The sequence below is a fragment of the Thermus sp. KWY1 genome, from assembly GCF_057547025.1.
The window spans coordinates 1-25235 of the sequence record NZ_BAAJPG010000041.1; the positions used below are offsets into that span (position 1 = coordinate 1).

22 protein-coding genes and 3 tRNA genes are annotated in these 25235 nt (G+C 64.6%); 9 read left to right on the plus strand and 16 right to left on the minus strand.

Annotation, left to right across the window (positions count from 1 at the left end):
• Positions 1 to 36 precede the first annotated feature (36 nt).
• From groL to AC27GT_RS11625, 7 genes are all read right to left on the minus strand, one after another.
• Positions 37 to 1665, minus strand: coding sequence for a chaperonin GroEL (groL, locus tag AC27GT_RS11595; protein ID WP_015716022.1), 1629 nt, complete (start codon positions 1663 to 1665; stop codon positions 37 to 39).
• A gap of 12 nt (positions 1666 to 1677) precedes the next feature.
• Positions 1678 to 1983 carry a co-chaperone GroES gene (gene groES, locus AC27GT_RS11600; protein ID WP_015716023.1) on the minus strand — a complete coding sequence of 102 codons (306 nt, stop codon included), beginning with the start codon at positions 1981 to 1983 and terminating at the stop codon, positions 1678 to 1680.
• A 97-nt stretch (positions 1984 to 2080) separates the two neighbouring features.
• The gene (locus tag AC27GT_RS11605; protein WP_487224184.1) at positions 2081 to 3157 is read right to left on the minus strand and encodes a DUF58 domain-containing protein; all 1077 of its coding nucleotides are present in this window, start codon (positions 3155 to 3157) and stop codon (positions 2081 to 2083) included.
• 11 nt (positions 3158 to 3168) lie between these two features.
• Positions 3169 to 4083: an AAA family ATPase gene (locus AC27GT_RS11610; RefSeq protein WP_015716025.1), complete on the minus strand. Its 915-nt coding sequence runs from the start codon at positions 4081 to 4083 to the stop codon at positions 3169 to 3171.
• Positions 4035 to 5354 (minus strand): DUF4129 domain-containing protein, encoded by a 1320-nt coding sequence (locus AC27GT_RS11615; protein WP_038031776.1) that lies wholly within the window; start codon positions 5352 to 5354, stop codon positions 4035 to 4037. The genes AC27GT_RS11610 and AC27GT_RS11615 overlap by 49 nt, the downstream gene beginning before the upstream one ends.
• A complete protein-coding gene (locus AC27GT_RS11620) occupies positions 5351 to 6124 on the minus strand; it encodes a TrmH family RNA methyltransferase (RefSeq protein WP_126164613.1) in 774 nt (257 codons plus the stop codon). The genes AC27GT_RS11615 and AC27GT_RS11620 overlap by 4 nt, the downstream gene beginning before the upstream one ends.
• On the minus strand, positions 6102 to 8399 hold the full coding sequence (locus tag AC27GT_RS11625; RefSeq protein ID WP_487224185.1) for a GNAT family N-acetyltransferase: 2298 nt from the start codon (positions 8397 to 8399) through the stop codon (positions 6102 to 6104). Before AC27GT_RS11625 ends, AC27GT_RS11620 begins: the two co-directional genes overlap by 23 nt.
• Before the next feature lie 32 nt (positions 8400 to 8431).
• Between AC27GT_RS11625 and pgi the strand changes: the two genes are divergently transcribed.
• From pgi to AC27GT_RS11655, 6 genes are all read left to right on the plus strand, one after another.
• Positions 8432 to 9697 carry a glucose-6-phosphate isomerase gene (gene pgi / locus AC27GT_RS11630; RefSeq protein WP_015716030.1) on the plus strand — a complete coding sequence of 422 codons (1266 nt, stop codon included), beginning with the start codon at positions 8432 to 8434 and terminating at the stop codon, positions 9695 to 9697.
• A gap of 52 nt (positions 9698 to 9749) precedes the next feature.
• A complete protein-coding gene (gene pckA / locus AC27GT_RS11635; protein WP_487224186.1) occupies positions 9750 to 11339 on the plus strand; it encodes a phosphoenolpyruvate carboxykinase (ATP) in 1590 nt (529 codons plus the stop codon).
• Positions 11340 to 11506: 167 nt separating this feature from the next.
• Positions 11507 to 13330 carry a heme o synthase gene (locus tag AC27GT_RS11640; RefSeq protein ID WP_054391634.1) on the plus strand — a complete coding sequence of 608 codons (1824 nt, stop codon included), beginning with the start codon at positions 11507 to 11509 and terminating at the stop codon, positions 13328 to 13330.
• A 12-nt stretch (positions 13331 to 13342) separates the two neighbouring features.
• Entirely contained in the window at positions 13343 to 14356 is a 1014-nt protein-coding gene (gene coxB / locus AC27GT_RS11645; protein WP_038070895.1) for a cytochrome c oxidase subunit II, read from the plus strand.
• A gap of 14 nt (positions 14357 to 14370) precedes the next feature.
• On the plus strand, positions 14371 to 16746 hold the full coding sequence (ctaD, locus tag AC27GT_RS11650) for a cytochrome c oxidase subunit I (RefSeq protein ID WP_054391635.1): 2376 nt from the start codon (positions 14371 to 14373) through the stop codon (positions 16744 to 16746).
• Between the two features lie 58 nt (positions 16747 to 16804).
• Positions 16805 to 17506, plus strand: coding sequence for a hypothetical protein (locus tag AC27GT_RS11655; protein ID WP_038031788.1), 702 nt, complete (start codon positions 16805 to 16807; stop codon positions 17504 to 17506).
• A gap of 9 nt (positions 17507 to 17515) precedes the next feature.
• On the opposite strand, the gene AC27GT_RS11660 is transcribed toward AC27GT_RS11655, so the two are convergent.
• From AC27GT_RS11660 to AC27GT_RS11685, 6 genes are read right to left on the minus strand one after another with little or no spacing between them, the layout of a single operon-like run.
• Positions 17516 to 17677 (minus strand): hypothetical protein, encoded by a 162-nt coding sequence (locus AC27GT_RS11660; protein WP_015716036.1) that lies wholly within the window; start codon positions 17675 to 17677, stop codon positions 17516 to 17518.
• Positions 17667 to 18005, minus strand: a complete 339-nt coding sequence (locus AC27GT_RS11665) for a cytochrome C oxidase subunit IV family protein (RefSeq protein WP_015716037.1) — start codon at positions 18003 to 18005, stop codon at positions 17667 to 17669. The genes AC27GT_RS11660 and AC27GT_RS11665 overlap by 11 nt, the downstream gene beginning before the upstream one ends.
• 8 nt (positions 18006 to 18013) lie before the next feature.
• Positions 18014 to 18688, minus strand: a complete 675-nt coding sequence (locus AC27GT_RS11670) for a cytochrome c oxidase subunit 3 (RefSeq protein WP_015716038.1) — start codon at positions 18686 to 18688, stop codon at positions 18014 to 18016.
• A 12-nt stretch (positions 18689 to 18700) separates the two neighbouring features.
• Positions 18701 to 19288: a cytochrome c oxidase subunit 3 family protein gene (locus AC27GT_RS11675; RefSeq protein WP_015716039.1), complete on the minus strand. Its 588-nt coding sequence runs from the start codon at positions 19286 to 19288 to the stop codon at positions 18701 to 18703.
• Positions 19263 to 21023 carry a cytochrome c oxidase subunit I gene (locus AC27GT_RS11680; protein ID WP_015716040.1) on the minus strand — a complete coding sequence of 587 codons (1761 nt, stop codon included), beginning with the start codon at positions 21021 to 21023 and terminating at the stop codon, positions 19263 to 19265. Before AC27GT_RS11680 ends, AC27GT_RS11675 begins: the two co-directional genes overlap by 26 nt.
• Positions 21024 to 21032: 9 nt before the next feature.
• The gene (locus tag AC27GT_RS11685; RefSeq protein ID WP_015716041.1) at positions 21033 to 21827 is read right to left on the minus strand and encodes a cytochrome c oxidase subunit II; all 795 of its coding nucleotides are present in this window, start codon (positions 21825 to 21827) and stop codon (positions 21033 to 21035) included.
• A 124-nt stretch (positions 21828 to 21951) separates the two neighbouring features.
• Here AC27GT_RS11685 and AC27GT_RS11690 point away from each other — a divergent pair.
• The 3 genes from AC27GT_RS11690 (at position 21952) to AC27GT_RS11700 (ending at position 22186) form a co-directional block, all read left to right on the plus strand.
• Positions 21952 to 22027, plus strand: a tRNA-Lys gene (locus AC27GT_RS11690).
• A gap of 6 nt (positions 22028 to 22033) precedes the next feature.
• Positions 22034 to 22108 (plus strand) — tRNA-Glu (locus tag AC27GT_RS11695).
• 1 nt (position 22109) lies between these two features.
• Positions 22110 to 22186: transfer RNA gene (locus tag AC27GT_RS11700), tRNA-Val, on the plus strand.
• Positions 22187 to 22256: 70 nt separating this feature from the next.
• Here AC27GT_RS11700 and AC27GT_RS11705 read toward each other — a convergent pair.
• From AC27GT_RS11705 to AC27GT_RS11715, 3 genes are read right to left on the minus strand one after another with little or no spacing between them, the layout of a single operon-like run.
• Positions 22257 to 23018, minus strand: a complete 762-nt coding sequence (locus tag AC27GT_RS11705; RefSeq protein WP_487224187.1) for a DciA family protein — start codon at positions 23016 to 23018, stop codon at positions 22257 to 22259.
• A gap of 19 nt (positions 23019 to 23037) precedes the next feature.
• On the minus strand, positions 23038 to 24060 hold the full coding sequence (gene recF / locus AC27GT_RS11710; protein ID WP_487224188.1) for a DNA replication/repair protein RecF: 1023 nt from the start codon (positions 24058 to 24060) through the stop codon (positions 23038 to 23040).
• Positions 24061 to 25233, minus strand: a complete 1173-nt coding sequence (locus AC27GT_RS11715) for an MFS transporter (RefSeq protein WP_015716044.1) — start codon at positions 25231 to 25233, stop codon at positions 24061 to 24063.
• Positions 25234 to 25235 lie beyond the last annotated feature (2 nt).

Below are 25235 nucleotides of genomic sequence, written 5' to 3' on the forward strand. Positions count from 1 at the left end.
GGGGCCCCAACCTGGCGAAGCCAGGTTGGGGTGGCTTTAGAAGTCCATGTCGCCGCCCGTGGGAGCGGGGGTGGACTCCTTCTTCTCGGGTTTCTCGGCCACCACCGCCTCGGTGGTGAGGATGAGGGAGCCGATGGAGGCGGCGTTCTGCAGGGCGGAGCGGGTTACCTTGGCGGGGTCCACGATGCCTGCCTCCACCATGTCCACGTACTCCCCGGTGGCGGCGTTGAAGCCCAGGCGGAGGTTCTTGGTCTCGGAGAGGATCCTCTGGACCACCACGGAGCCCTCGTAGCCGGCGTTCTCGGCGATCTGACGGGCAGGCTCCTCCAAGGCCCGACGCACGATCTTGGCCCCGGTGGCCTCGTCCCCCTCCAGCTTCTTAAGGAGCTCGTCCACGGCGCTGATGGCCCTGAGGAGCGCCACGCCACCGCCCGGGACGATGCCCTCTTCCACCGCGGCCCGGGTGGCGTTCAGGGCGTCCTCAAAGCGGTGCTTCTTCTCCTTGAGCTCGGTTTCGGTGGCGGCCCCCACCCGGATCACCGCCACGCCCCCCGCCAGCTTGGCCAGGCGCTCCTGGAGCTTCTCCTTGGCGTACTCGCTGTCCGTGGTCTCCAGCTCCTTCTTGATGCCGTTGATGCGGGCCTCGATGTCCTCCTTCTTGCCCTTGCCGCCCACAATGGTGGTCTCGTCCTTGGTGATCTTCACCCGCTCGGCCCGGCCCAGCATGGAGAGGGTGGCGTTCTCCAGCTTGAAGCCAAGCTCCTCGGAGATGACGGTACCACCGGTGACGGCGGCGATGTCCTTGAGCATCTCCTTGCGGCGGTCACCGAAGCCGGGAGCCTTCACCGCAGCCACGTTCAGGGTGCCCCGGAGCTTGTTGACCACCAGGGTGGCCAGGGCCTCGCCCTCCACGTCCTCGGCGATCAGGAGGAGGGGCTTACCCGTCTGGGCCACCTGCTCCAGGATGGGGAGGAGTTCCCGCACGTTGGAGACCTTCTTCTCCACGATGAGGATGAAGGCGTCCTCGAGGACCGCCTCCATGGCGTCGGGGTTGGTGATGAAGTAGGGGGAGATGTACCCCTTGTCAAACTGGTACCCCTCCACGAACTTCAGCTCGGTCTCCAGGCTCTTGGACTCCTCGACGGTGATGATCCCCTCCTTCCCCACCTTCTCCATGGCGTCGGCGATCAGCTTGCCCACGTCAGGGTCGTTGGCGGAGATGGTGGCCACCTCCTCGATGGCCTTGCGGTCCTCCACGGGGATGGCCAGGGAGCGGATCTTCTCCACCGCCGCCTCCACCGCCTTCTCGATGCCCCGCTTGAGGGCCAGGGGGTTGGCGCCGGCGGCCACGTTCTTCAGGCCCTCCCGCACGATGGCCTGGGCCAAGACGGTGGCGGTGGTGGTACCGTCACCGGCCACGTCGTTGGTCTTGGAGGCCACCTCCTTGAGGAGCTGGGCCCCGATGTTCTCCAGGTGGTTCTCCAGCTCGATCTCCTTGGCCACCGTCACCCCATCCTTGGTGATGGTGGGGGAGCCGAACTTCTTCTCCAGGACCACGTTCCGGCCCCGGGGGCCCAGGGTTACCTTCACCGCATCGGCTACCGCGTTCACGCCGCGCTCCAAGGCCCGGCGGGCTGCTTCGTCAAACACCAGGATCTTCGCCATACCTCACCTCCCTTACTGCAGAACCGCCAAAAGGTCGCGCTCGGAGAGGATCACGTACTCCTCGCCGTCGATCTCGATCTCGGTGCCGCCGTACTTGGCGAAGACCACGATGTCCCCCTCCTTGACCTCGAGGGGCACCTTCTGCCCGTTGTCCAGGATGCGGCCCGAGCCCACCGCGATCACCTTACCCTTCTGGGGCTTCTCCTTGGCGGTGTCGGGGAGCACGATGCCGCCCTTGGTCTTGGGCTCCTCCTCAATCCGTTTCACCACAACCCTGTCGCCTAGGGGCTTGATCACCGTCTTCACCTCCGCAGCCATATTCACTCCCTCCTTTGACGCTCAAAGGGCGAGAGTGTCAAACCAAGGGTTATTATTTTGCCCCCGCGTGTTCCTGTCAAGGGGGTTGAGGGGGGTTTTATAAGGTGAGGGGCTGGTGGCCCCGCACCACCTTCAGCTCGAGGCCATGGGCTAGGAGAAGGCCCCGCATAGCCAGGGCCCGCTCCAGGCCCGGGGTCTTGCCCAAGGCCAGCCGGCCCTTTTCCCCTGGGTAAAGGAAATAACCCTCGGGGAGGAGGAGGAGCACTCCCTGCCGGGCTTGGGCGCTTCCCCTTAAGGCCGCCTTGAGGAAGGCTTGTTCCGCCGCCTGGGTGATGAGGAAGTAGGTGCTTCCGGGAGGGGCCTTGGGCGGGAGGGCGGGGGTTTGGGTGGACTCTAGGCGGGCCAGAAGCGAGAGGGCCCTCACCAGGTGGCCCCTTCCCCGTCCCAAAGGCAGGACCTCTCCTGCGGAAAGGCCATAGGAAACCCCGCTTTTCTCCGCCAGGAGAAGGAGCCAGGCGGCAAGGCTCGCCCCATGGTCCAGGTAGGCGGGGTGGAGGCTTTGGGTGTCCAGGTGAAGGAAGAGGCTTCCCAGAAGGCTTTTTTCCACTTCCCGCACGATGGGGCGGCCCTGGCGGAGGCTTGCCGGCTTGGCCAGAAGGCGCAGGGAATCCCCGGGCTGGTAGGGGCGGAGGCCCTTGGCCTCGAGGGGATCGGGAAGGCCGAAGGGCTCGGTTTTGCCCTCCAGGAAGAAGCTGGGGGCGGGCTCAAAGGGCGGTAGGGGCCGCAAGGCGGGGTAGACCAAGACCCTCCCCGCCTCCAGGCTGAGAAGCCTCTCCCCCAGGCCCAGGGGGCTGGTGAAGCGTAGGGTAAGGCGGAGGGTATGCTCTCCCCGCCGGCGGTAGCGGCAGGAAAGAGGCAGGGCCAACCGGATCTTCCCCCAGGCCATCCCGGAAAGGCCCCGGGGTTCCAAGCCCAAGGGGGCCGAGGGGAGGTTTTCCAGGCGGAAGAAAAGGGGAAGGGGAGCCCAGACCTCCACCGCCACCTGCCCAAGCCGCACCTGCCCGGGGAAGCCTGGAGCCAGGTCCGGGGTTTGCACCCGGATCCGGGCCAATCGGGGTGCCCGCCAAAGGGCGAGGAGGAGAAGGAGGGATAGAAGGCCCAAAACCCCTTCCATGACGTCCTTCCCTAGGCCCTTTCCACCGGGGCGGGGACCGCCTTGAGGGCTTCCGCCACCAGCCCTTCCGGGCTGGCTCCGGAAAGCTCCGCCTCCAGCCGTAGGAGAAGGCGGTGGGGGATGGCGGCCCGGAAGGCCTCCTTGATGTCCTCGGGCACGGTGAAGGTCCGTCCCTGCAAGAGGGCCAGGGCCTGGGCCAGGCGCTCCACCTGCAAAAGAGCCCTGGGGGAGGGGCCAAGCCGCACCTCCTCCCGGCTCCTGAGCCAGCCCGCCAAGGCCAGGAGGTAGTCCAGCACCTCCTCGGCCACCCGCACCCGGCGCACCTCCTGGCGAAGGGCCAGGATCTCCTCCCCTTGGGTGACCGCCTCCAGGCCCTCTAGGGGTTCCCTCTCCTTCAGGGCCTGGAGGAGGGCCTTTTCGTCGGGGTAGCCCAGGGATAGCCGGGCGGTGAACCGGTCCCGCTGGGCCACGGGCAGGGGGTACGTGCCCTCCTCCTCCACGGGGTTTTGCGTGGCCAGGACGAAAAAGGGCTCGGGCAAAGGATGGGTTTTCCCCTCCAGGGTCACCTGGCCTTCCCCCATGGCCTCGAGGAGGGCGGACTGGGTCCTGGGGGTGGCCCGGTTGAGCTCGTCCACCAAGAGCACCTGGGCGAAGACGGGTCCCTTCTGCCAAAGGAGGCTTCCTTCCCGGTAGAGGTAGACGCCGGTGAGGTCCTGGGGCAGGAGGTCGGGGGTCATCTGGATGCGGCTAAAGGAAAGGCCCAGGACCCGGGCCAAGGCCTTGGCGAAGGTGGTCTTCCCCGTGCCGGGCACGTCCTCCAGAAGAAGGTGCCCCCCGGAAAGGAGGGTGGCCAGGGAAAGCCTTAGGGTTTCCTCCCTCAGGAGGACCCGGCCCGAAAGGGCCCTTTGGATGCGGGCGAGGAACATAGCCTAAGGATATCCCCCAAGAGGGCTTCCGCCCTTTCCGCTTCCTCCTCCCCGGTCCTTCCGCCGTAGCGCGCGGGCAGGTAAAGCCGGGTGAGCCCCTCCAAGGGTTCTCTCAACCCGGGAAGGGGGAGGGAAACCCTCTCCAGGTACTCCAGGGGCCCCTCGGAGGCCAGCCGGGGAAGGCCCAGGGCCTTTAGGGCTTTAAGGGTCTGGAGATAGGCCCGCCGCACCCGGTCTTGGGGGAGGGTTTCTTGAAAGCGCTTGGAACTCCTGGCCGGTATGCCCTGGGCGGCCTCCTGCTCTTCCCGGTCCCGGTGGCGCCAAACCAGGAAGGCCAGGAGGGAGAGAAGCCCCAGGGTGAAAAGGGCGGAAAGCCCCGCCAGGGCCATGCCCACCTCGCCTAACCGCCTGGGTCCCGGTACAGCCTCTTTGGGGCCGCTCTCCTGGGAAGGGGTGGGCATGGAGGCTGAGGGGCTGGTTCCCCATGCGCTTTCCCCACCCCCCAGGGTACCCAGGTAGAGGAGGAAAAGGCCCCCGGCCAAAAGGGCCAGCAAGAGGGGCAAGAGGTGAAGCCCCCGGTAGGGAAGCCTCTCCCCCCGGTCCAAAAGGGGCAGAAGCGCCAGGAGGAGAAGAAGGAGGGCCAGGGGCTGGGCATGGGCCAAGGCCCGGTTGAGGAAGGCCACCCAGGGGGAAAACCCTTCCTCGGGGGCCTGGTAGGCTGCTTCCTCTCCCGGCTGGGATTTCGCTTCCGGGGAAGCCTGAAGGCTAGGGGGAGCCAGGGCCGGTAGGGGAAGGGCGGGAAGATGGAGGGGAAGAAAGGCCAGGCCTGCCAGCAAAAGGCCCAGGATCCCTGGGATCCATAGGGTGGAAGGGGGGGTCCAAAACCATTCCCCCCGTTCCTGGGCCCGCCCATGGGCCTCCTCCAGAAGGCTGATTCCGTGCAGGAGGCCCAGGAGGAAGAGGCCCCATGGCCCAAGCCCAAGGGCCAAGGGGAGGAGGAAGAGGCTGGAAAGGGGCCTGGCCTTGGCGGCCAGGAAAAAGCCGTAGAGGAGGAGAAGCCCGGAGGTCAGGGCCCATCCCTGGAGCCAGGTGGGGAAAGGGAGGGTAAAGGCATGGAGGAGACCGGGAAGGAAGGCTCCCCATAGGAAGGCGCCGGGGTAGAACCGCTTGCCCAGGTGGAGGAGGAGGATCCCCAGGGCCGAAGGGAGCGCCCACACGGGCAGGGAAAGAAAAAGCCCCAGGGCCAGCAAGGGGGTGAGGGGAAACCTCATCCTCCGCCCCTTTGGCGCAGGGCCTCGTAGAGGAGGAGGGCAGCGCTCACGGAAACGTTGAGGCTATCCGCCACCCCCCGCATGGGGATGCGCACCCTCACCCCCGCCCGGGCCAGCCAGGCCTCGGAAAGGCCTTCGTCCTCGGTGCCCAGGAGGAAGGCCACTCCCCTTTGGTAGTTCTCTTCCCAGTAAACCTTTTCCCCTCTGGGGGTGGCGGCCACCAAAAAAAGCCCTTTTTCCTCCAGGAAGCGGGCGGCTTCCTCCTCGGCCACGGGGAAGACGGGCAGGGAGAAGACCACCCCCGTGGAGTTCCGGATCACCTGGGGGCTATAGAGGTCCACCCCTTCCGCCACCAGGATCAGATCCACCCCCGCCCCATCCGCCGAGCGCAGAATGGCCCCCAGGTTGCCGGGTTTTTCCAGGCCCAGAAGGACCAGGACCAGGGGGTTTTGCGGGAGCCGGACCTCCTTTAGGGTTTTGTGGGGCAGGCGGAAGACCCCGATGACGGGAGGCGGGTTCTCCCTTACGGAAACCCGCTCCATCGCCTCCTGGGAAAGCTCCAGGGTGGGGGCCGATCCCGCCAGGGTTTGGTCCTCCGGGGTGGCCTTGGGGCCGCGGAGGAGGGTTTCTAACTGGAGGCCAGCCCTTAGGGCCCTTTCCACCTCCCGCCGGCCTTCCACCAGGAAAAGGCCAGTCCTTTCCCGCTCCCTTCGTTCCTTCAGGGCGGCCAAGGCCTTCACCTTGGGGTTAGCGGGGCTTTGAATGCGCATGGCGGTTCCTCGGTTCGGGGTTTCCCCCGAGGCGCACTTCAAAGCTGGCGATCCGGGGTCCGGAAAGCTCCAGGGAAACTTCCTCCACCTTAGGCAGTTCCTCCAGAAGCCGGGAAAGCCTGAGGACGATTTCCTGGTAGGGGGCGGGGTCGAGAGGACCCGAAAGATCCGGGCTTTGCCCGTGGCTTAGGGGTCTTACCAGCTCCTGGGCGTCCTTCTGGGTGAGGGGGGAAAGCCGCTGGCCCAGCACCTGGTCCCCCAGGGGGGTGGGCAGGACCAGGGTGAGGACGGGGCCGAAGAGGGGGTGGGGCTTGGCGGTGAGCTTGAGGGAAAGCCCTTCCCCCTTCCCCAAGGGCAGGCCGAAGCACTCCAAGAGGGCGGCCCCCTCCGCCTGGCTCAGGGTCTCTTTCCCTTCTAGGAGCTTCCTCGCCTCCTCCAGGCGCAGGTCGGGAAAGTCGGGGAAGTGGAGGGGCTCTTCCCGCCAGGCCTTGTAAGCCCAGGCCCGGCTCAAGGCGATGGCCGCGGATTCGGGGAAGCGGTAGAGGGCCACCTGGCCCATAACCCGGGCCCGCGCTCCCGGGGAGCCCATCACGCAGGCCAAAAGGAGCTTGTTCCCTTCTGCCTTCTCCAAAAGAGCCAGGAACTCCTCCTCGCTGGTAAAGCCCATGGGCACGAAGAGGAGAAACACGCTTCCCGCCTCGCCTTCCAGGGCTTCTTCCAGGGCGCGGGCGAACTCCTCCGCCTTGGCGGTGGAGCCCAGGTCCACGTGCTCCACGAAAAGCCCTCCTTCCCTGAGGGCCTCGAGGGCCAGGTTGGAGGGACCGGAGGCGTTGGAGATGAGTCGCACCCGGTTGTTTTCCGGAAGGCGCCCCAGGGCCAGAAGGGCGGCCACGTCAAAGGCTTCCTCCAGGCTGTTGGCCCGGATCACCCCGGCCTGGGCGAAGAGGGTGCGCACCAAGGGATCCCGGGAGGGATGCACCGCCAGGATGGGCTTTTTCTTGCCGATCCTGCGGGCTAGGCGGGAGAAGCGCCGGGGGTTGCCGAAGCTCTCCAGGTAAAGGAGGATCACCCGGGTTCGCTCGTCCTCTTCCCAGAACTGCAAAAGGTCGTTGGAGGAGATGTCCGCCTTGGCCCCCAAGGAGACGAAGGAGGAGATGCCCAGTCCCATACCCTCCGCATAGGCCATCACCGCCCGGCCCAGGGTGCCGGACTGGCTGGAGATGGCCAGGGGTCCGGGTTTGGGGAGGGGGGCCAGGCCCGCCGCCAGGCGCACCTCGGGGTGGGTGTGGACCAGGCCCAAGGAACCCGGGCCCAGAAGGCGCATCCCCAGGCGCCTGGCCTTGTCGGCCAGCTCTTTGGCCTCTTGGTCCTGGAAGCCGGTGGTGAGGACCACGCTGGCTCGCACCCCCCGTCTTCCCGAGGCCTCGAGGGCCTCCCAAACCCGCTCCTTGGGCACGGCGATCACCGCCAGGTCCACGGGGCCGGGAATGCTCTCCACCCTGGGGTAGGCGAGGAGGGGCCCCACCGTACCTCCTTCCTTGCCGATGGCCTCGTTCACCGGGTAGACGGGGCCTTGGAAGCGGCCAAAGATGAGGTTTTCCAGGGCCCGGTAGCCGATGCTTTCCGGGTCGCGGCTTGCTCCCACCACCGCCACGCCCCGGGGAAAGAAGAAGGGGTGAAGGCTCGCAAGGGTGGAAACCTTTTCCCGCCACTCAAACCGCTCCGCCGCCTTCTCCTCCAGGAGGATCTCAAACTCCACCTCCACCTCCCCGCTATCCCTGCGGGCCCGTACCTGGAAGCCGCTTTCCATGAAGACGTTGAGCATTTTCTGGTTCTCCGCCAGGACGAAGGCCTGAAACCGCCTTACCCCCCGCTTGGCGGCGATCAAGGCCAGGCGCTCCAGAAGGAGGGTGCCCAGGCCCTTGCCCTGGAAGGCATCGTCCACCAAAAAGGCCACCTCGGCGGTGCCCTCCCCCTTCAGGCGCACGTACTCCCCCGTGGCCACCATCCTGGGGGGGTCTCCCGCCAGGACCATGAGGATCACCTTTTCCTCTTCCGGTTTGGCGGAAAGGAGAAGCTCCGCCGCCTTTTCCGGGGAGATGGGGGAGAAGAAGCGCATGCGCAAGGACTCCGGGGATAGCCGCCTCAGGAACTCCACGAAAAGGGGAAGGTCCTTGGGGCCTGCCCGCCTCAGGAAGGCGGTGCGCCCGTCCTTGAGGAGGATGGGACCCTCCTCGAGGCCGTGCTGGGGCGTGGGTGGGGGCACGTAGCCCATGCCTTTAGCCTACATCCGGGTAGCATGGGGGTATGCTGCGCCTGGATACCCGCTTCCTCCCGGATTTCCCCCAGGCTTTTAAGGAGCACGGGCCCCTCCTTCTTCAAGCCCGGGAGGCTCTTTTGGCCAAGCGGAAGGATCTCCAAAGCATGCTGGGCTGGATGGACCTCCCCGAGGACACGGAAACCCTGAGGCGGATCCGCCGCTACCGGGAGGCTAACCCTTGGGTGGAGGACTTCGTCCTTCTGGGCATCGGGGGAAGCGCCTTGGGGCCTAAGGCCCTGGAGAGTGCCTTCAACGAAAGCGGCGTGCGCTTCCACTATGTGGACCACGTGGAGCCGGAGCCCGTGCTTCGGCTCCTTCGGGGCCTAGACCCCCGGAAGACCCTGGTGAACGCGGTTTCCAAGTCGGGGGCCACCGCGGAAACCCTGGCCGCTCTTCTGGTTTTTCTGAACTGGCTTCGGGAGAACCTGGGGGAGGAGTGGCGGCGGCATCTGGTTCTCACCACCGACCCCAGGCGGGGGGCGCTAAGGGCCTTGGCGGAAAAGGAGGGCCTCGAGGCCTTTTCCATTCCCGAAAACGTGGGAGGGCGCTTCTCCGTGCTCTCCCCGGTGGGGCTCCTTCCCTTGGCCTTTGCCGGGATGGACCTGGAGGCCCTCCTCATGGGGGCAAGGAAGGCGAACGAGCTGGCCCTGGCCCCGTTGGAGGAAAACCTCCCCCTGAAAACCGCCTTCCTCCAGCACCTCCACCGCCACCTGCCCATCACGGTCTTTATGGTGTACTCGGAAAGGCTGAAATACCTTCCCGCCTGGTTTGTCCAGCTCCACGACGAGTCCTTGGGCAAGCGGGATGGGGAGGGCAACCGGGTGGGCACCACCGCCGTGCCCGCTTTGGGTCCCCAGGACCAGCACGCCCAGGTGCAGCTCTTCCGGGAAGGCCCCCTGGACAAGCTCATCGTTCTGGTGGTGCCGGAAAGGGCCACGGAGGACCTCCTCCTGCCCCAGGTGGAAGGCCTCGAGGGGGAGGCAGGTTACCTCTTCGGCAAGGGCTTGTTCCAGCTCTTGAAGGCCGAGGCCGAGGCCACCTACCAGGCCTTGGCCGAAGCGGGACAGAGGGTCTATACCCTCTACCTCTCGGAGGTTTCCCCTTACGCCGTGGGCTGGCTCTTGCAGCACCTCATGTGGCAAACCGCCTTCCTGGGGGAGCTCTGGAGGGTGAACGCCTTTGACCAGCCCGGGGTGGAGCTGGGCAAGCGCTTGACCTTTGCCCTTCTTGGGCGTCCCGGGTATGGCTCCTAACCTTGGAAGCGTGGAAATAAGTGTATGATGCCCTAGGCATAAGGGGGTCTCTATGGACCGACTGGAGCCTTTGGGCATCAAACCGAGGAAACAGGTTTTCTGGAACACGGTTTCTCCCATCCTGGTGGAGCACACCCTGGCCCGGGGCGAGGGGATTCTGGCCCACAAAGGGTCCTTGGTGGTGGACACCACCCCCTACACCGGGAGAAGCCCCCGCGACAAGTTCGTGGTGCGGGAGCCGGGGGTAGAGGAGGAGGTCTGGTGGGGTGAGGTGAACCAGCCCTTCGCCCCGGAGGCCTTCCAGGCCCTTTGGGAAAGGGTGGTCGCCTACCTTTCCGAGCGGGACCTGTATGTTCAGGACCTTTATGCCGGAGCCGATAAACGCTACCGTCTGGCGGTAAGGGTGATTACGGAAAGCCCCTGGCATGCCCTTTTTGCCCGCAATATGTTTATCCTTCCCCGCCGGTTCCCCGAGGACGACGAGGTGGAGCCCTTTTCCCCAGGCTTTACCGTGGTCCACGCTCCCTACTTCCTGGCCGACCCGGAGCGGGACGGCACCCGGAGCGAGGTCTTCGTGGGCATCAGCTTCCAGAGGAGGATGGTCCTCATCGTGGGTACCAGGTATGCGGGGGAGATCAAGAAGAGCATCTTCACCGTGATGAACTACCTCATGCCCAAACAGGGGGTTTTCCCCATGCATGCCTCGGCCAATGTGGGGAAAGAAGGGGATGTGGCCATTTTCTTTGGCCTGTCGGGGACTGGGAAGACTACCCTTTCTACCGATCCGGAGAGGCCTCTTATCGGTGACGACGAGCACGGTTGGAGCGAGGAGGGGGTGTTCAACTTTGAAGGGGGGTGTTACGCCAAGGTCATCCGCCTTTCTCCGGAGTATGAGCCCCTTATCTATAAGGCGTCCAATCAGTTTGAGGCCATCCTGGAGAACGTGGTGGTGAACCCGGAAAGCCGCCGGGTGGAGTGGGACGACGACACCAAGACGGAAAATACCCGCGCCTCCTACCCCTTGGGCCACCTGGAAAACGTGGTGGAGTCTGGCGTGGCCGGACACCCCAGGGCCATCTTCTTCCTCTCCGCCGACGCCTACGGGGTCTTGCCCCCCATCGCCCGCCTTTCCCCGGAGCAAGCCATGTATTACTTCCTCTCCGGCTACACCGCCCGGGTGGCGGGCACGGAAAGGGGTGTCACCGAGCCCAAGGCCACCTTCTCCGCCTGCTTCGGGGCGCCCTTTCTTCCCCTCCATCCCGGGGTCTATGCCCGCATGCTGGGGGAGAAAATCAGGAAGCATGGCCCCAGGGTGTACCTGGTGAACACCGGCTGGACCGGGGGGCCTTACGGGGTGGGCCGGCGTTTTCCCCTGCCCGTGACCCGGGCCCTTTTGCAGGCGGCGCTAAACGGGGCCCTCGAGGGGGTTCCCTACCGCCAGGATCCCGTCTTCGGCTTTGAGGTCCCCCTGGAGGTTCCCGGGGTGCCCAAGGAGCTTTTGGACCCGCGAGAAACCTGGGAGGACAAGGAGGCCTACGATCGCCAGGCCAGGAAGCTGGCTACCTTGTTCCAGGAAAACTTCCAGAAGTACGCGGACGGGGTGGAGGAAGCTATACGCCGGGCAGGGCCAAAGGTGGGGTAGTCCTTATCCTTTGTGGGGCTGGGCCTTCTGCCCAGCCCCTTGCCAAGTAGGGCCCGGGGGTATTAGTCTCCTAGGTGGCAGGTAATGGAAGGGACAAATGTACTTCACCCCTGGACAAGGTCTTCTGGCAGAATGGAAAGCACTACCGTCTGGGGGACGGGTGTCCTATGAGCCAAGCTTGGTTTAGCCGTTACGCCTGGGGAGTCTTGGTGTGGAACATCCTGGTGGCCCTCTGGGGGGCTTACGTGCGGGCCACCGGGTCGGGGGCAGGGTGCGGCTCCCACTGGCCCACCTGCAAAGGGGAGATCATCCCCAGAAGCCCACAGGTGGAGACCCTCATCGAGTTCACCCACCGGGCCACCTCGGGTCTCGCCTTTCTTTCCGTGCTTTTTTTGACCCTTCTCGCCTTCCGCCTCTTTCCCAAGGGCCACCCGGCGCGGCTGGGCTCCGGGCTGGCCTTTCTCTTCATGATCACCGAGAGCCTGGTGGGGGCTTCCCTGGTCCTGTTCGGCTGGACAGCCCATAACGTGAGCGCTGCCAGGGCCGTGGTGCAGATGGTGCACCTGGCCAACACCTATTTCCTCCTGGCCTCCCTGGTCCTCACCGCCTGGTGGGCCTCTGGGGGTGCTCCCTTGCGGCTTAGGGGGCAGGGTGCGGTGGGGGCGGCCTTGCTCCTGGGGCTTCTCGCCTTGCTCTTCCTGGGGATGAGCGGCGCAGTGACCGCTTTGGGCGACCTTCTCTTCCCCGTCCGGAACACCCTCGAGGCCCTGGAGCGCTCCCTGACCCCGGGCGAGCACTTCCTGGTGCGCCTCAGGGTGCTCCACCCCCTCATCGCCGTGAGCGTGGGGCTTTATGTGGTTTTTGCGGGCTACCTGGTGGCCCATCTGCGGCCTTCCTCCCATACCCGCCGCTTCGCCCATGCCCTCGCGTACCTCTATGGAGTGCAGCTTCTCGTGGGCCTGGTGAACGTGTGGCTCAAGGCCCCGGTCTGGATGCAGATCCTGCACCTTCTCTTGGCCTACGCCGTGTGGCTTCTTTTCATCCTGCTTTCGGCGGCGGCGTTGGCCCAGGGGGCTAGGCGGGTGGAGCTGGGGGAGGGTGCCGAGGCGGGGCAGGTGCACCGGGGCACTGGGGGAGCCACCTGGAAGGACTACCTGGCCCTCACCAAACCCCGGGTGATCAGCCTCCTTCTCTTCACCACCCTTTTGGCCATGCTCATCGCCGCCAAGGGCTGGCCTGGCACGGGCCTCTTCCTGGTGGTGGCCCTGGGAGGCTACATGATGGCCGGAGCGGCCAACGCCATCAACATGGTGGTGGACCGGGATATCGACGCCCGCATGCGCCGCACCGCCAAGCGCCCCACCGTGACCCAGCGCATTTCCAGCCGGGATGCCCTTCTCTTCGCCTTTGGCCTTGCCCTTTTCGCCTTTCTTCTCCTCTGGTGGGGGGCGAACCTCCTTTCCGCCACCCTGGCCCTCATGGGCCTTATCTGGTACGTGCTGGTCTACACCCTCTACCTGAAGCGGCGCACCTGGCAGAACATCGTCATCGGTGGGGCGGCGGGGGCCTTTCCCCCCCTGGTGGGCTGGGCGGCGGTGACGGGCGAGCTAAGCCTCTTCGCCTGGTACCTCTTCGCCCTCATCTTCTTCTGGACCCCGGTGCACTTCTGGGCCTTGGCCCTCATGATCCAGGACGACTACCGGGCCGTGGGGGTGCCCATGCTGCCCGTGGTGTTGGGGGAAAGGGTGACGGTGATGCAGATCGCCCTTTATGCCGTGCTCACTGCCTTGATTTCCCTCATGCCCCTCCTTTTGGGGGAACTCGGCCTCGTTTACTTCTTCTTCAGCCTCACGCTTAATGCTTTGCTTATCCTTAAGAGCCTTGCCCTCTACCGCCAGCCCGAGCGGAGGACGGCGGTTTCGCTGTATAAATACTCCATGCTCTACCTGGCCCTCTTGTTCGTGGCCATGGCGGTGGATCGGGTGCTTTAGGGAGGGAAGCGGATGAGAAGAGTTGTAGCGGCGCTCAGTCTTTTAGGTTTGGCCCTGGCCCAGGAGGGCCACCGGGTGGCCATTACCCACCCCGTCTCCCCCTTCAACCGGGAGACCAACTTCCTCCTCATCTGGGTCTTGGTCTTCTCCGTTTTGATCTTCGGGGTGGTGGCCGGGGCTCTGGCCTACATCACCTGGAAGTTCCGGGCCAAACCCGGTCAGGAAGGGGAGCCACCTCAGTTCCACGGCAATGACCGGTTGGAAGTGGTCTGGACGGTGATCCCCATCCTGATCATCTTCGTTCTCTTCGGCCTGACAGCCCGGAGCCTCATCCAGGTGAACCAGCTTCCTGCCGGAGCCTTGAAGGTGGAGGTGACGGGCTACCAGTTCTGGTGGGACTTTAACTATCCTGAGCTGGGCTTCCGCACCTCCAACGAGATCATCCTGCCCGCAGGGGTGCCGGTGGTGCTGGAGGTTACCTCCAAGGACGTGATCCACTCCTTCTGGGTGCCGGGGCTTGCAGGAAAAAGGGACGCCATTCCGGGACAAAAGACCCTTCTCTCCTTTACACCGGAAAAACCGGGCAACTACTACGGCTTCTGTGCCGAGCTCTGCGGCCCCAGCCACTCCCGCATGCTCTTCCGGGCCATCGTGGTGCCCAAAGAAGAGTTTGATCGGTTTGTGGCCGCGGCCAAGAACTACACGCCTCCTGTGGCCGATGCCCAGGGCCAGCAGGTCTTCCAGCAGAACTGCATGGCCTGCCACTCGGTGCAGGCCAAGATGCCTCCTGCGGTCATCGGGCCGGAGCTGGGTTTCGTGGGCAATCGGGTGAGCCTGGCTGCGGGGATCGTGGACTACACGCCTGAGCACCTGAAGGCCTGGATCAAGGATCCCGCCTCCATGAAGCCGGGGAGCAAGATGCCGGGCTTCCCCCAGCTTTCCGAGGAGGACCTGAACGCTTTGGTCCGCTACCTGGATGGGCTTAAGGTGGAGGGTTTTGACTTCAAGGCGTTGCCTAAGTTCTAAGGAGGTATGGGCAGATGGCCATCGCAACCAAGCCAAAAGCCGGTTTCTGGGCGATCCTTTGGGATCTCCTGACCACGGTAGACCATAAGAAGATCGGGCTCTTGTACACGGCCACCGCCTTCTTCGCCTTCGCTTTGGCCGGGGTATTTTCCCTCCTGATCCGGGCGCAGCTGGCGGTGCCCAACAACCACCTCCTCACGGGGGAGCAGTACAACCAGATCCTCACCCTGCATGGGGCTACCATGCTCTTCTTCTTCATCATCCAGGCCGGGCTCACCGGCTTTGGGAACTTCGTGGTGCCCCTGATGCTGGGGGCCAGGGATGTGGCCCTGCCCCGGGTGAACGCCTTCAGCTACTGGGCTTTTCTGGGTGCCATCATTCTGGCCCTGATGAGCTACCTCTTCCCCGGAGGGGCTCCCAGCGTGGGCTGGACCTTCTACTACCCCTTCTCCGTGCAGTCGGGTAGCGGGGTGAACTTCTACATGGTCGCCATCCTGCTCCTGGGCTTCTCCAGCCTCTTGGGCAACGCCAACTTCATCGCCACCATCTACAACCTCAGGGCCCAAGGGATGAGCATGTGGAAGATGCCCATGTACGTGTGGAGCGTCTTTGCCGCCAGCGTTCTAAACCTTTTCAGCCTGGCGGGCCTGACCTCGGCTACCCTCTTGGTGCTTTTGGAGCGGAAGATCGGGCTTTCCTGGTTCAATCCTGATGTTGGTGGAGACCCGGTCCTGTTCCAGCAGTTCTTCTGGTTCTACTCCCACCCCACGGTGTACGTGATGCTTCTGCCCTATCTGGGCATCCTGGCGGAGGTGGCCTCTACCTTTTCCCGCAAGCCCCTTTTCGGCTACAAGCAGATGGTCTGGGCTCAGATGGGCATCGTGGTGCTGGGGACCATGGTCTGGGCCCACCACATGTTTACCGTGGGGGAGTCCACCATCTTCCAGATCGCCTTCGCCTTCTTTACCGCCCTCATCGCCGTGCCCACCGGGGTGAAGCTTTTCAACTTGATCGGTACCCTTTGGGCTGGGCACCTGCAGATGAAGACCCCCCTCCTTTGGGTGCTGGGCTTCATCTTCAACTTCCTCCTGGGCGGCATCACCGGGGTCATGCTCTCCATGACCCCCTTGGACTACCACTTCCAGGACTCCTACTTCGTGGTGGCCCACTTCCACAACGTCTTGATGGCGGGGTCGGGCTTCGGGGCCTTCGCCGGGCTTTACTACTGGTGGCCCAAGATGACGGGCCGCATGTACGACGAGCGCCTGGGGCGGCTCCACTTCTGGCTCTTCCTGGTGGGCTACCTGACGGTCTTCCTGCCCCAGTACGCCCTGGGCTTCCTGGGGATGCCCCGCCGGTACTACACCTACAATGCGGACATCGCCGGCTGGCCGGAGCTTAACCTGATCTCCACCATCGGGGCCTTCATCCTGGGCCTCGGGGGATTGGTCTGGATTTACGCCATGTGGAAGAGCCTGCGCTCCGGGGAGAAGGCTCCGGATAACCCCTGGGGTGGCTACACCCTGGAGTGGCTCACCAGCTCCCCGCCCAAGGCCCATAACTTTGACGTGGCCCTGCCCAAGGAGTTCCCCTCCGAGCGACCTCTCTACGACTGGGCCAAGAAGGGGGTGGAGCTGAAGCCCGAAGACCCCAGCCACATCCACCTGCCCAATAGCTCCTTCTGGCCTTTCTACTCCGCCGCCACCCTCTTCGCCTTCTTCGTTTCCGTGGCGGCCTTGCCCGTGCCCAACGTGTGGATGTGGGTCTTCCTGGCCCTCTTCGCCTACGGCCTGATCAGGTGGGCCCTCGAGGACGAGTACAGCCACCCGGTGGAGCACCACACCCTTTCGGGTAAGTCCAACGCCTGGATGGGGATGGCCTGGTTCATCGTTTCGGAAGTGGGCCTCTTCGCCATCCTCATCGCCGGCTACCTTTATCTCCGCCTCACCGGGGCGGCGGTACCCCCGGAGGAACGGCCTGCTCTCGGTCTTGCCCTCCTCAACACCTTCTTCCTGGTGAGCTCCTCCTTCACCGTGCACTTCGCCCACCACGACCTGAGGCGTGGCCGCTTCAGCCCCTTCCGCTTTGGCCTTCTCGTCACCATCATCCTGGGTGTCCTCTTCTTCCTGGTCCAGTCCTACGAGTTCTACCACTTCCACCACGCCTCCAGCTGGCAGGAGAACCTTTGGACCGCCACCTTCTTCACCATCGTGGGCCTCCACGGCCTGCACGTGGTCATCGGGGGCTTTGGCCTCATCCTGGCCTACCTCCAGGCCCTTAGGGGCAAGGTTACCCAGCACCACCACGGCACCCTCGAGGCGGCCAGCATGTACTGGCACCTGGTGGATGCGGTCTGGCTGGTGATCGTGACCATCTTCTACGTCTGGTGATCCCTTTGGATCTTGGCCCCCGCCCAGGAGGCGGGGGCTTTGCTATCTATGGGAAGGGATGCGCCTTTTGGTAGTGGATTTTGATTACTTTTTCCCCGTGCCCCAAGACCCTGAGGACCCTATGGCCCCCCTTTACGCCTGGGCCCACTTTGAAACCCCTTACTACCTGGGGGAGGTTTGGGAGGAACGGGCTTTGGCCTTCCTCCTAAGGGGGCTTCCCCTGCCCCAGGCCCGGGGATGGGAGGGATTCTGGGAGCGCTTTGCCTTCGCCCCGGAGGCCCGCCTTTACTATGCGGATTCCAACGCCTTGGCCTTCCATCCAGAGGTGCGCCAGGGAGTGCGGGAGGTGGTGCTCTTTGATGCCCATCACGATGCGGGCTACCGCCCTTTGGGCGAGGAACCCGCCTGCGACGACTGGATGGTCTATTACGCCCGCCAAGGGGCCAGGCTTAGGGTTTTCTACCCTTCCTGGCGCGATCCTTCCCTGGAGCCCGCGCCTGTGGTTCCTGTGGAGAGGGTCAAGGATCCTGGGGGGCCGGTGGAAGGTATCTTCCAGCGGGTGTTCCTCTGCCGCAGCGGGGCCTGGGTCCCCCCTTGGGCCGACGAGGCCTTTTTCGCCTTCTTGGAGGCGGCTCCCCTGCCCAAGGTGGCCCTGGAGGCGGTGGCGCGGAGGCCATTCGACCTCGAGGGCCTAAGGCGCAGGGTGCGGGAGGAGGCTTTTGGGCTGGCCTTCCTGGAGCGGCTCAGGGGCTTGAGGTAGTCTTTGGGCTCAAGGCTTCCTGGGCCTCGAGCGCCGGCGCCAGAGGTACCAGGCCACACCCCCCACCAGGAGGAAGGGAACCGGGGCCATCACCAAAATCCCCCACCAGCTTGGCCCCAGGTCGCTGGGGCGGGTTTCGGTGTGGTGGGCCAGGGCCAGGCTAAGGGCCACCAAAGAAGAAATGCCGCACCGTCGCCACATACTGCCCCTCGGGGAGCAAAATGGACACCAGGGCCAGGAGGAGAAGGGGAGGCAAAAGGATGGCGTAGACCAGGCCCACCCGCTCAAAGCGCAGGTGCATGAAGTAGGCCACGATAAGCCCCGCTTTGAGGAGGGCAAAGGCGGTGATGAGGAAGCGCCGTAAACCCAGAGGTTCCACCTTGAAGTAGTCCAGGAGGTAGGACAGGGTGCTGAGGAGAAAGAGGAGTCCCCAGACCACTAGATAGGTGCCGATGGGCTGGTGCTGTTCCCCCCGATGGATCTCCGTGCCGTGGTTCATGCTGCCTCCTAGAACAGGTAAAAGAAGGCAAAGATGAAAACCCAGACCAAATCCACGAAGTGCCAGTAAAGCCCCGCCACCTCCACCCCCACGTAGCTTCCCGCCCGGTCGTAAACCCCTTTCAGGACCCTTATGGCCACGGCCGTGAGGTAGATAACCCCGGCGGTGACGTGGAGGCCGTGGAAGCCGGTGAGCATGAAGAAGGAGGAGCCAAACTGGGGAGCCCCCATGGGATTGCCCCAGGGGCGGAAGCCCAGATCCCGGATGAGGTGGGTCCACTCGTAGGCCTGCATGCTCACGAAGCTGAGGCCCAAAAGGGCGGTCAGGGCTAGGAAAAGGGCAGTGCGGGGCTTGTTGCGGTTATAGGCGTGGTACACGGCGATGGCCATGGTGCCGCTGGAGCTGATCAGGATCACGGTCATGATGGCGATGAGAAGGAGGGGAATCTCGCGCTCGCCGATGTGGAGGGCGAAGACCTTGCCAGGGTCGGGCCAGGGCAGGGTGGCGGAGAGGCGGGCGGCTGCATAGCCCGTGAGGAAGCAGCCGAAGATGAAGGTGTCGGAGAGGAGGAAAATCCACATCATGGCCTTGGCCCAGACCACCTTGAAGGCGGAAAGGTCGCTTCCCCAGTCCCCGGCCAGCGCCCTTAGGAAGTGCGGCAGGCGTAGGGTTTTCTCCTCCATACTCCCCCCTCCTTAGGTCCAGAGAAACAGGGCGTAAAGCACCAGCCAGACGCCCAAGAGGTAGTGCCAGTACCATGCGCAAGGCCGAAGGCCCTTCCCTTCCCGGACAAAGACCCAGGCCAGGGCCAGCCCTCCCCCCAGGAGGTGCAGGCCGTGGAGGGCGGTGATCAGGTAGAAGAAGGCGCTGGCGGGATTGCCCGCTGGGGCATAGCCCAGGCTCAGAAGGAGCCGCCAGGCCAGGAGCTGGCCCAGGATGAAGCCCGTTCCCAAAAGCCCGCCGCCCAGGGCCCAGGGTCTTGCCTGGGGCCAGGCCTCGAGGCGGGCCGCTCGTTCCAGGGCCAGGCTGGCCAGAAGGAGCACAAGGGTGTTGAGCCAGAGAAGGGGAGGCTTGGGCAGGGCCTGCCAGTCGGGAAGGCCCATGCGCACCAGGTAGGCGCTCACCAAAGCGGCAAAGAGGCTGGTGATGGCGGCGAGCGGGACGAGAAGGCCCACCTGCCCTGGGGGAAGGGAAAAGGCGTCTTCTGGCCCCTCTCCTCCGCCGAGCTCTCGGCCCGGGGGCCCTTTTGGAGGAAGCTTAGGCCTTTCCTCCACCTTGGGCATGATCTTCCCCTCCACTGCCTCCCGCCACCACCGGGGGAGCGTTTTGCGGGATAAAGTCCTCTTTAGCCCCTGGGGGGCTGTACTCGTAGGCCCAGCGGTACACCACGGGAGGGGGCTCGTGCCCCCAGTTGCCGTGGGGTGGGGGTGTGGGGGCCTGCCACTCCAAGGTGGTCGCCCGCCAGGGGTTGTCTGGGGCCTTCTTCCCGCGGAAGTAGGAGTAGACCAGGTTGAAGCCGAAAAGGAGCTGGGCTAGGCCCACCAGGAGAGCCACCACGGTGATGAACTCGTTCAAGGGGCGCACGGAGGGGGGCAGGAAGGAAAGCCCTTCAAAGGTGTTGTACCGCCTCGGTACCCCCAGAAGGCCCAGGAAGTGCATGGGGAAGAAGATCAGGTAGGTGCCCACGAAGGTGGCCCAGAAGTGGATTCTCCCCAGGGTCTCGTTGAGCATCCGACCCGTGGCCTTGGGGTACCAGTGGTAGATGCCCCCGAAGATGGCCACGATGGCGGCCACGCCCATGACCATGTGGAAATGGGCCACCACGAAGTAGGTGTCCTGAAGGGGGAAGTCCACGATGACGTTGCCCAGGAAGAGCCCCGTAAGCCCTCCCACCACGAAGGTGTTGAGGAAGGCGATGGCGAAGAGCATGGGCACGGTGAGCTGGATCTTTCCCCGCCACAGGGTGAGAAGCCAGTTGTAGGTTTTGATGGCCGAGGGAATGGCCACGATCAGGGTGGTGGTGGCAAAGAAGAAGCCAAAATAGGGGTTCATGCCGCTGGTGTACATGTGGTGGGCCCAGACCACGAAGGAGATGGCGGCGATGGCCACCAGGGAGAAGACCATCATTCCGTAGCCAAAGATGGGCTTGCGGGCGTGTACCGAAACCAGCTCGGAGATAAGCCCCATGGCGGGGAGGATGACGATGTAGACCTCGGGATGGCCAAAGTACCAGAAGAGGTGTTGCCAAAGAAGGGGGCTTCCTCCCTCGTAGGGCAGGCGTTGGCCAAACTGCAGCACCGCGGGCATGAAGAAGCTGGTGTGCAGGGTGCGGTCCAAAAGCAGCATGACCCCGCCCACGAAGAGGGCAGGGAAGGCGAGGAGGGCCATGATGGAGGCGATAAAGATCCCCCAGACCGCCAGGGGCATCCGCATCAGGGTCATTCCCTTGGTGCGGAGCTGGAGCACGGTGGTCACGTAGTTGAGCCCGCCCATGGTGGCGGCCACGATGAAGAGCAGGAGGGAGACCAGCATGAGGACGATCCCCCAGTCGTACCCGGGGGTGCCCCGGGTGATGGCCTGGGGTGGGTAGAGGGTCCAGCCTGCCCCGGTGGGCCCTCCCGGCACGAAGAAGGAGGCCAGAAGCACCAGGACGGAAAGCAGGTAGACCCAGTAGGACAGCATGTTGACAAAGGGGTAGGCCATGTCCCGCGCTCCCAGCATGAGGGGGATGAGGAAGTTGCCGAACCCCCCCAGGAGCAGGGCGGTGAGCAGATAGATGACCATGATCATGCCGTGGAGGGTCATGGCCTGGTAGTACCTTCCCGCATCCAGGACACCTGGGAAAGCCAGCTCGAGGCGCATGGCCCAGGAGAGGGCCATGCCGATGGCCCCCACCAGAAGGGCGGTGAGCGTGTACTGGATGGCGATCACCTTGTGGTCCTGGCTGAAGACGTACCGGCTCCAGAAGCTTCGGGGCTCCGGGCCAATGCGGTGGTCATGGTAACCGGGAAACTCCATGGCTCCTCCTTACCGGCCCAGGGACTGGGCCACGCTGGGCTGGGCTTTAATCCAGGCCTGGAACTCTTCAGGCTTCATCACCAGGACCTGGCCCAGCATGCGGGCATGGCCTATGCCGCAGTACTCGGCGCAGACCACCTGGAACTGGCCGAGGGCGGTGGGGGTGAACCAGATGCGGGTTACCATACCCGGGACCACGTCCATCTTGATCCGGAACTCGGGAACGTAGAAGCTGTGGATGACGTCGTTGGCCCGGAGGAGGAGTAGAACGGGTTCTCCCAAAGGGAGCCGCAAGGGACCCCCGATGACCAGGATGTCGTCCCGGGCGGGGGGATCCTCGAGGTCCAAGCCAAAGGGATTGGCGGGAGAAGCTTTCTGGATGGACGTCCTTCCTAGCTTCCCGTCCGGTCCCGGATAACGGTAGCTCCAGAGCCACTGCTGGGCAAGGACTTCTACCGTGAAGGTTTCCTTTGGGGGGTGGACCAGGTGGTTGTAGAAGTAAAGTCCTGGGGCCAGAAGGACCACGATGCCCAGGGTGGTGAGCCAGATTAGCTTCCGCTCCAGCCTCGGTTCCTCCGGGAGGTACTTTGCGGGCTCCTTGTGGTAGCGATGGATGCTGTAGGCCAAAAAGAGGTTGACGCCAGCGTAGGCCAAACCGGTAAGAAGAAGGGAAAGAAGGATGATCTGATCTATGGAACCCCAGTTGGAGGCCAGGGGCGTAAACCACCAGGGCCGAAGGAGCGCAAGCCCAACGGCGCCCGCCACCATCGCTACCAGGGCCACAACCAGAAAGGCCCGCTGCATAAGGGGTTCCCTCCTTTAGCTTAACACCCAAGTCTATCATAGGGGAAAGGGACAAATGTCCCACCCCTTTGGTCCCCTCACCTGGACAAGCCTTTATCCTTCCCCTATAATCACTAAGGCTGTTGGGCCGTTAGCTCAGCTGGCAGAGCAACCGACTTTTAATCGGTAGGTCGCAGGTTCGAATCCTGCACGGCCCACCAAGCCAGGGCCCCATCGTCTAGCGGTCAGGACGCGGCCCTCTCAAGGCCGAAACGGGGGTTCGATTCCCCCTGGGGTCACCACGGGCGGCTAGCTCAGCTGGTCAGAGCGCTCGCCTTACAAGCGAGAGGTCAGAGGTTCAAATCCTCTGCCGCCCACCACGATGGAAACACAAAACTTCCCCCCTCGGTAGCGAGGGGGGAAGATGCTTTGAGGGCTTGTTTGAGGGCTTTAGGCTTCCTTGGCGAGGAGGCTCCGCACCGCCTCGGGGAGGGTTTCCCCGGGAAAGAGGGTCCGAAAGCGCTGGGCCAGGTCCCGGAGCAGAGGACGTAGGGTTTCGTCCCGTAAGGCCTGGGGGTAAAGGGCTTCCATCTCGCTGAGAAGGGATTGTCTGGCCACGTGCCGAGCCACCAGGAGGGCTTCCCCCTCGAGGCCCGTGGGCCGGCCCCGCTTGAGGCGCTCCACCTCCTTGCGCACCCAGGGGCTTTCCAGAAGGCGGCGGCAGGTGGGGCAGGGATGCTTGGGGCTGGGGCTTCCGCAGATGGGGCAGGGCTCGCCTCGATCCTTTTGCAAAAGGGCCAGGGCGGCCCGGGCTACCTTTTCCCGTAGCTCCAGGGGGGCTTTTTCCGAAAGCTCCAACGCCCGGCGGCTTGCCCATAGGAGGCGCTCGGGGTTTTCCGGGGTTTTGGGGGTCTCTGGCTCCTTTTCCAGGGGCCCCACCACAAAGCGGATCTCCTTCACCACCCCTGGAAACTGCTCCTCGTAGCGTCGCAAAAGGGCCAGACGGCTATAGGTGAGCTGGTGGGCGGTGACGGGGTCCGCCACCCGCACGGTGAGGGCACCCCCCTCGAGGGCCAGGGGCTCGCTGAGCTGGGCAAGCTCCCTGCCCACCACCTCCCGCCAGGCGGCCAGCACCAGACCCCGCTTCAGCTTTTCCTTCCCCCCGGCCTTCTTGAGGGCCTCGGGGATCACCTCCTTAAGCCGCCAGGGCATGCCCACCCTCCCGGGAGGGTCAGCATAGGACCACCCCTCCTTCCACCCAGCATACCGGCACCCCCTCGGGGGCCCAAAGCCCCGCCAGGATGGCCTGGGGTAGGGTGCGGGTATAGGCCAGAACCGCCTGCCGTTTGCCCTCGTCCAGCTCCTCGCTCCACTCGTCCACCAGGAGAAGGGGGGCTTCCCCATGGTGCTCGGAAAGCAGGCGGTGCTCGGCCAGGCGCAGGGCCAGGGCCACCCCTTTGGCTTCCCCCCGGCTTCCAAAGCGGTGGACCGGCCGTCCTGAGAGCAGGAAGACCAGGTCGTCGCGGTGGGGGCCCACCAGGGTCTGCCCCCGGGCCAGCTCCTCCTCCCTCCGGGTCCTTAGGGCCTCGAGGAGATCCCCCGGGGCGGTTTCCTCCAGAAGAAGCCCCACCTCCCCCGGGGCCAGGCTCCGGTGGACGGATTGGAATATGGGCAAGAATCGCTTTAAGAAACGCCTTCTAAAAGCCATGATCTCCGTGCCGTAGCGGGCCAGCTCCTGATCCCATACGGAAAGCCCGTTCCCCCCAGCCTTCAAAAGGACGTTTCGCTGGCGCAGGGCCTTTTCGTAGGCGGAAAGAAGGGCGGCGTACCGGCGGGAGAAGCGCCCGATCAGGCGATCCAGAAAGGTCCGCCTCTCCTCCCGGCTTCCCAGCACCACCTCCACGTCCTCAGGCAGGACCAGGACCGAGCCCGGAAGCTCGTGAAGAGCCCTTAGGCTCACCGCCTTCTCGTTCAGCACGATCTCCCTTCCCTCCGGCCTCAGCCGTTGCTCGATCCGGTATAGACCCAGCTCGGTTTCCACCTCCGCCTGCAGCCAGGCTTCCTCCTCTCCGAAACGGATCAGGTCGGCCAAGGAAGCCCGGACCTCGCCTCCAAGGGCCAGGTGGATGCCGAGGAGGAGGCTGGTCTTCCCCTGGGCGTTCCCTCCCACCAGGGCGAAAAGGCCCTGAGGGGGCTGGAAGGCCGAGAGGGCCAGGTTGCGGAAGTTTCTCTGGCGGAAGACGAGGAGACGCATCTAGATCCTTGCCCGGCGAAAGAGAAAGGGAAGGGCCAGGAGGGCCACGAGGAGGAGGATAGCCCCCAGGAGGTAGGGGGCCTCAGGGGAAAGGCGGTAGAGGCCTGTACCCAGAACAGGCCCGAGCATCCGGCCTAGGGCCTGGGCGGAGGCGTTCAAGCCTGCCACCAGACCTTGTTCCCCTTCCCCCACGGCCAGGGAGAGGGCGGCGGTGACCCCCGGCCCCGCCAGGGCCGTCCCCGCCCCCTGCAGGGCCAGGCCCAGGGCCAAAAGGGGAAAGCCATGGGCCACCACCAAAAGGAGGAAGCCCAGGATGCCCACGGGTAGCCCCAGGAGGAGGAGGGTCCTAGGCGGCCAGGAGAAGCGCCGCACCAGGAAACCCTGGATGAAGACCGCCACAAAGCCGTAAAGCACCAGGGCAAGCCCCACGCTCCTGGCGGTTTCCACCCCCGAAAGCCCGAGGCGGTCTTGGAAGTAGAAGGCGATGGTCTGCTCGAGGGCCACCCCGGAAAGGTTCAGGGAAAACCCCAGGAGGAGAAGGGGGAAGACCCTTCCATCCCAGGGGGAAAGGTGCCCCGCCTCCTGCGATCCCTGGGGCCTGGATTCCGGCAGGACCAGGGCCACGAAAAGGGCGTTGAGGAAGGCGATGCCGGAGGAGAAAAACACCGGGGCCAGGAGGCCAAACCATGCGGCAAGCCCCGCCCCCAAGGCGGGCCCCAGGATGACCGCCAGGCCGAAGGCAGCCCCCAAGAGGGCCATGCCTGCGGTGCGGTGTTCCCGCCCGGTGATATCGGCCACGTAGGCCTGGGCGGTGGGTAGGGTGGCGGAGCTGAAGGCCCCGCCAAGAAGCCGGGCCAGGAGGAGGAGAGGGAAGAGGAGTCCCGCGGAAACCAGCCCCCTTTGGCCCAAAAGGGCAAAGAGGCCAAAGAGGAGGAAACTCACGGCAAAGCCCAGGATGCCCAGGAGGAGGATGGGCTTCCTGCCCTTCTCGCTCAGCCTTCCCCAGAGAGGCGAAAGGAGGAACTGCATGAGGGCGTAGCCAGTGGAGAAAAGACCCACCTGGACCTCGGTGAGCCCGAGCTCCCGGCCCAAAGGCCCCAGGATGGGGAAGAGGATGGAAAGCCCCAGGATGCTGTTGAAAAGGGTCAGGAAGAGGAGGCCTACAGGGGACATGC

Excerpts from the sequence above, each read along its gene's own strand:
- groL (WP_015716022.1), bottom strand. The coding sequence starts at position 1,665 with ATGGCGAAGATCCTGGTGTTTGACGAAGCAGCCCGCCGGGCCTTGGAG.
- groES (WP_015716023.1), bottom strand. The coding sequence starts at position 1,983 with ATGGCTGCGGAGGTGAAGACGGTGATCAAGCCCCTAGGCGACAGGGTT.
- AC27GT_RS11605 (WP_487224184.1), bottom strand. The coding sequence starts at position 3,157 with ATGGAAGGGGTTTTGGGCCTTCTATCCCTCCTTCTCCTCCTCGCCCTT.
- AC27GT_RS11610 (WP_015716025.1), bottom strand. The coding sequence starts at position 4,083 with ATGTTCCTCGCCCGCATCCAAAGGGCCCTTTCGGGCCGGGTCCTCCTG.
- AC27GT_RS11615 (WP_038031776.1), bottom strand. The coding sequence starts at position 5,354 with ATGAGGTTTCCCCTCACCCCCTTGCTGGCCCTGGGGCTTTTTCTTTCC.
- AC27GT_RS11620 (WP_126164613.1), bottom strand. The coding sequence starts at position 6,124 with ATGCGCATTCAAAGCCCCGCTAACCCCAAGGTGAAGGCCTTGGCCGCC.
- AC27GT_RS11625 (WP_487224185.1), bottom strand. The coding sequence starts at position 8,399 with ATGGGCTACGTGCCCCCACCCACGCCCCAGCACGGCCTCGAGGAGGGT.
- pgi (WP_015716030.1), top strand. The coding sequence starts at position 8,432 with ATGCTGCGCCTGGATACCCGCTTCCTCCCGGATTTCCCCCAGGCTTTT.
- pckA (WP_487224186.1), top strand. The coding sequence starts at position 9,750 with ATGGACCGACTGGAGCCTTTGGGCATCAAACCGAGGAAACAGGTTTTC.
- AC27GT_RS11640 (WP_054391634.1), top strand. The coding sequence starts at position 11,507 with ATGAGCCAAGCTTGGTTTAGCCGTTACGCCTGGGGAGTCTTGGTGTGG.
- coxB (WP_038070895.1), top strand. The coding sequence starts at position 13,343 with ATGAGAAGAGTTGTAGCGGCGCTCAGTCTTTTAGGTTTGGCCCTGGCC.
- ctaD (WP_054391635.1), top strand. The coding sequence starts at position 14,371 with ATGGCCATCGCAACCAAGCCAAAAGCCGGTTTCTGGGCGATCCTTTGG.
- AC27GT_RS11655 (WP_038031788.1), top strand. The coding sequence starts at position 16,805 with ATGCGCCTTTTGGTAGTGGATTTTGATTACTTTTTCCCCGTGCCCCAA.
- AC27GT_RS11665 (WP_015716037.1), bottom strand. The coding sequence starts at position 18,005 with ATGAACCACGGCACGGAGATCCATCGGGGGGAACAGCACCAGCCCATC.
- AC27GT_RS11670 (WP_015716038.1), bottom strand. The coding sequence starts at position 18,688 with ATGGAGGAGAAAACCCTACGCCTGCCGCACTTCCTAAGGGCGCTGGCC.
- AC27GT_RS11675 (WP_015716039.1), bottom strand. The coding sequence starts at position 19,288 with ATGCCCAAGGTGGAGGAAAGGCCTAAGCTTCCTCCAAAAGGGCCCCCG.
- AC27GT_RS11680 (WP_015716040.1), bottom strand. The coding sequence starts at position 21,023 with ATGGAGTTTCCCGGTTACCATGACCACCGCATTGGCCCGGAGCCCCGA.
- AC27GT_RS11685 (WP_015716041.1), bottom strand. The coding sequence starts at position 21,827 with ATGCAGCGGGCCTTTCTGGTTGTGGCCCTGGTAGCGATGGTGGCGGGC.
- AC27GT_RS11705 (WP_487224187.1), bottom strand. The coding sequence starts at position 23,018 with ATGCCCTGGCGGCTTAAGGAGGTGATCCCCGAGGCCCTCAAGAAGGCC.
- recF (WP_487224188.1), bottom strand. The coding sequence starts at position 24,060 with ATGCGTCTCCTCGTCTTCCGCCAGAGAAACTTCCGCAACCTGGCCCTC.
- AC27GT_RS11715 (WP_015716044.1), bottom strand. The coding sequence starts at position 25,233 with ATGTCCCCTGTAGGCCTCCTCTTCCTGACCCTTTTCAACAGCATCCTG.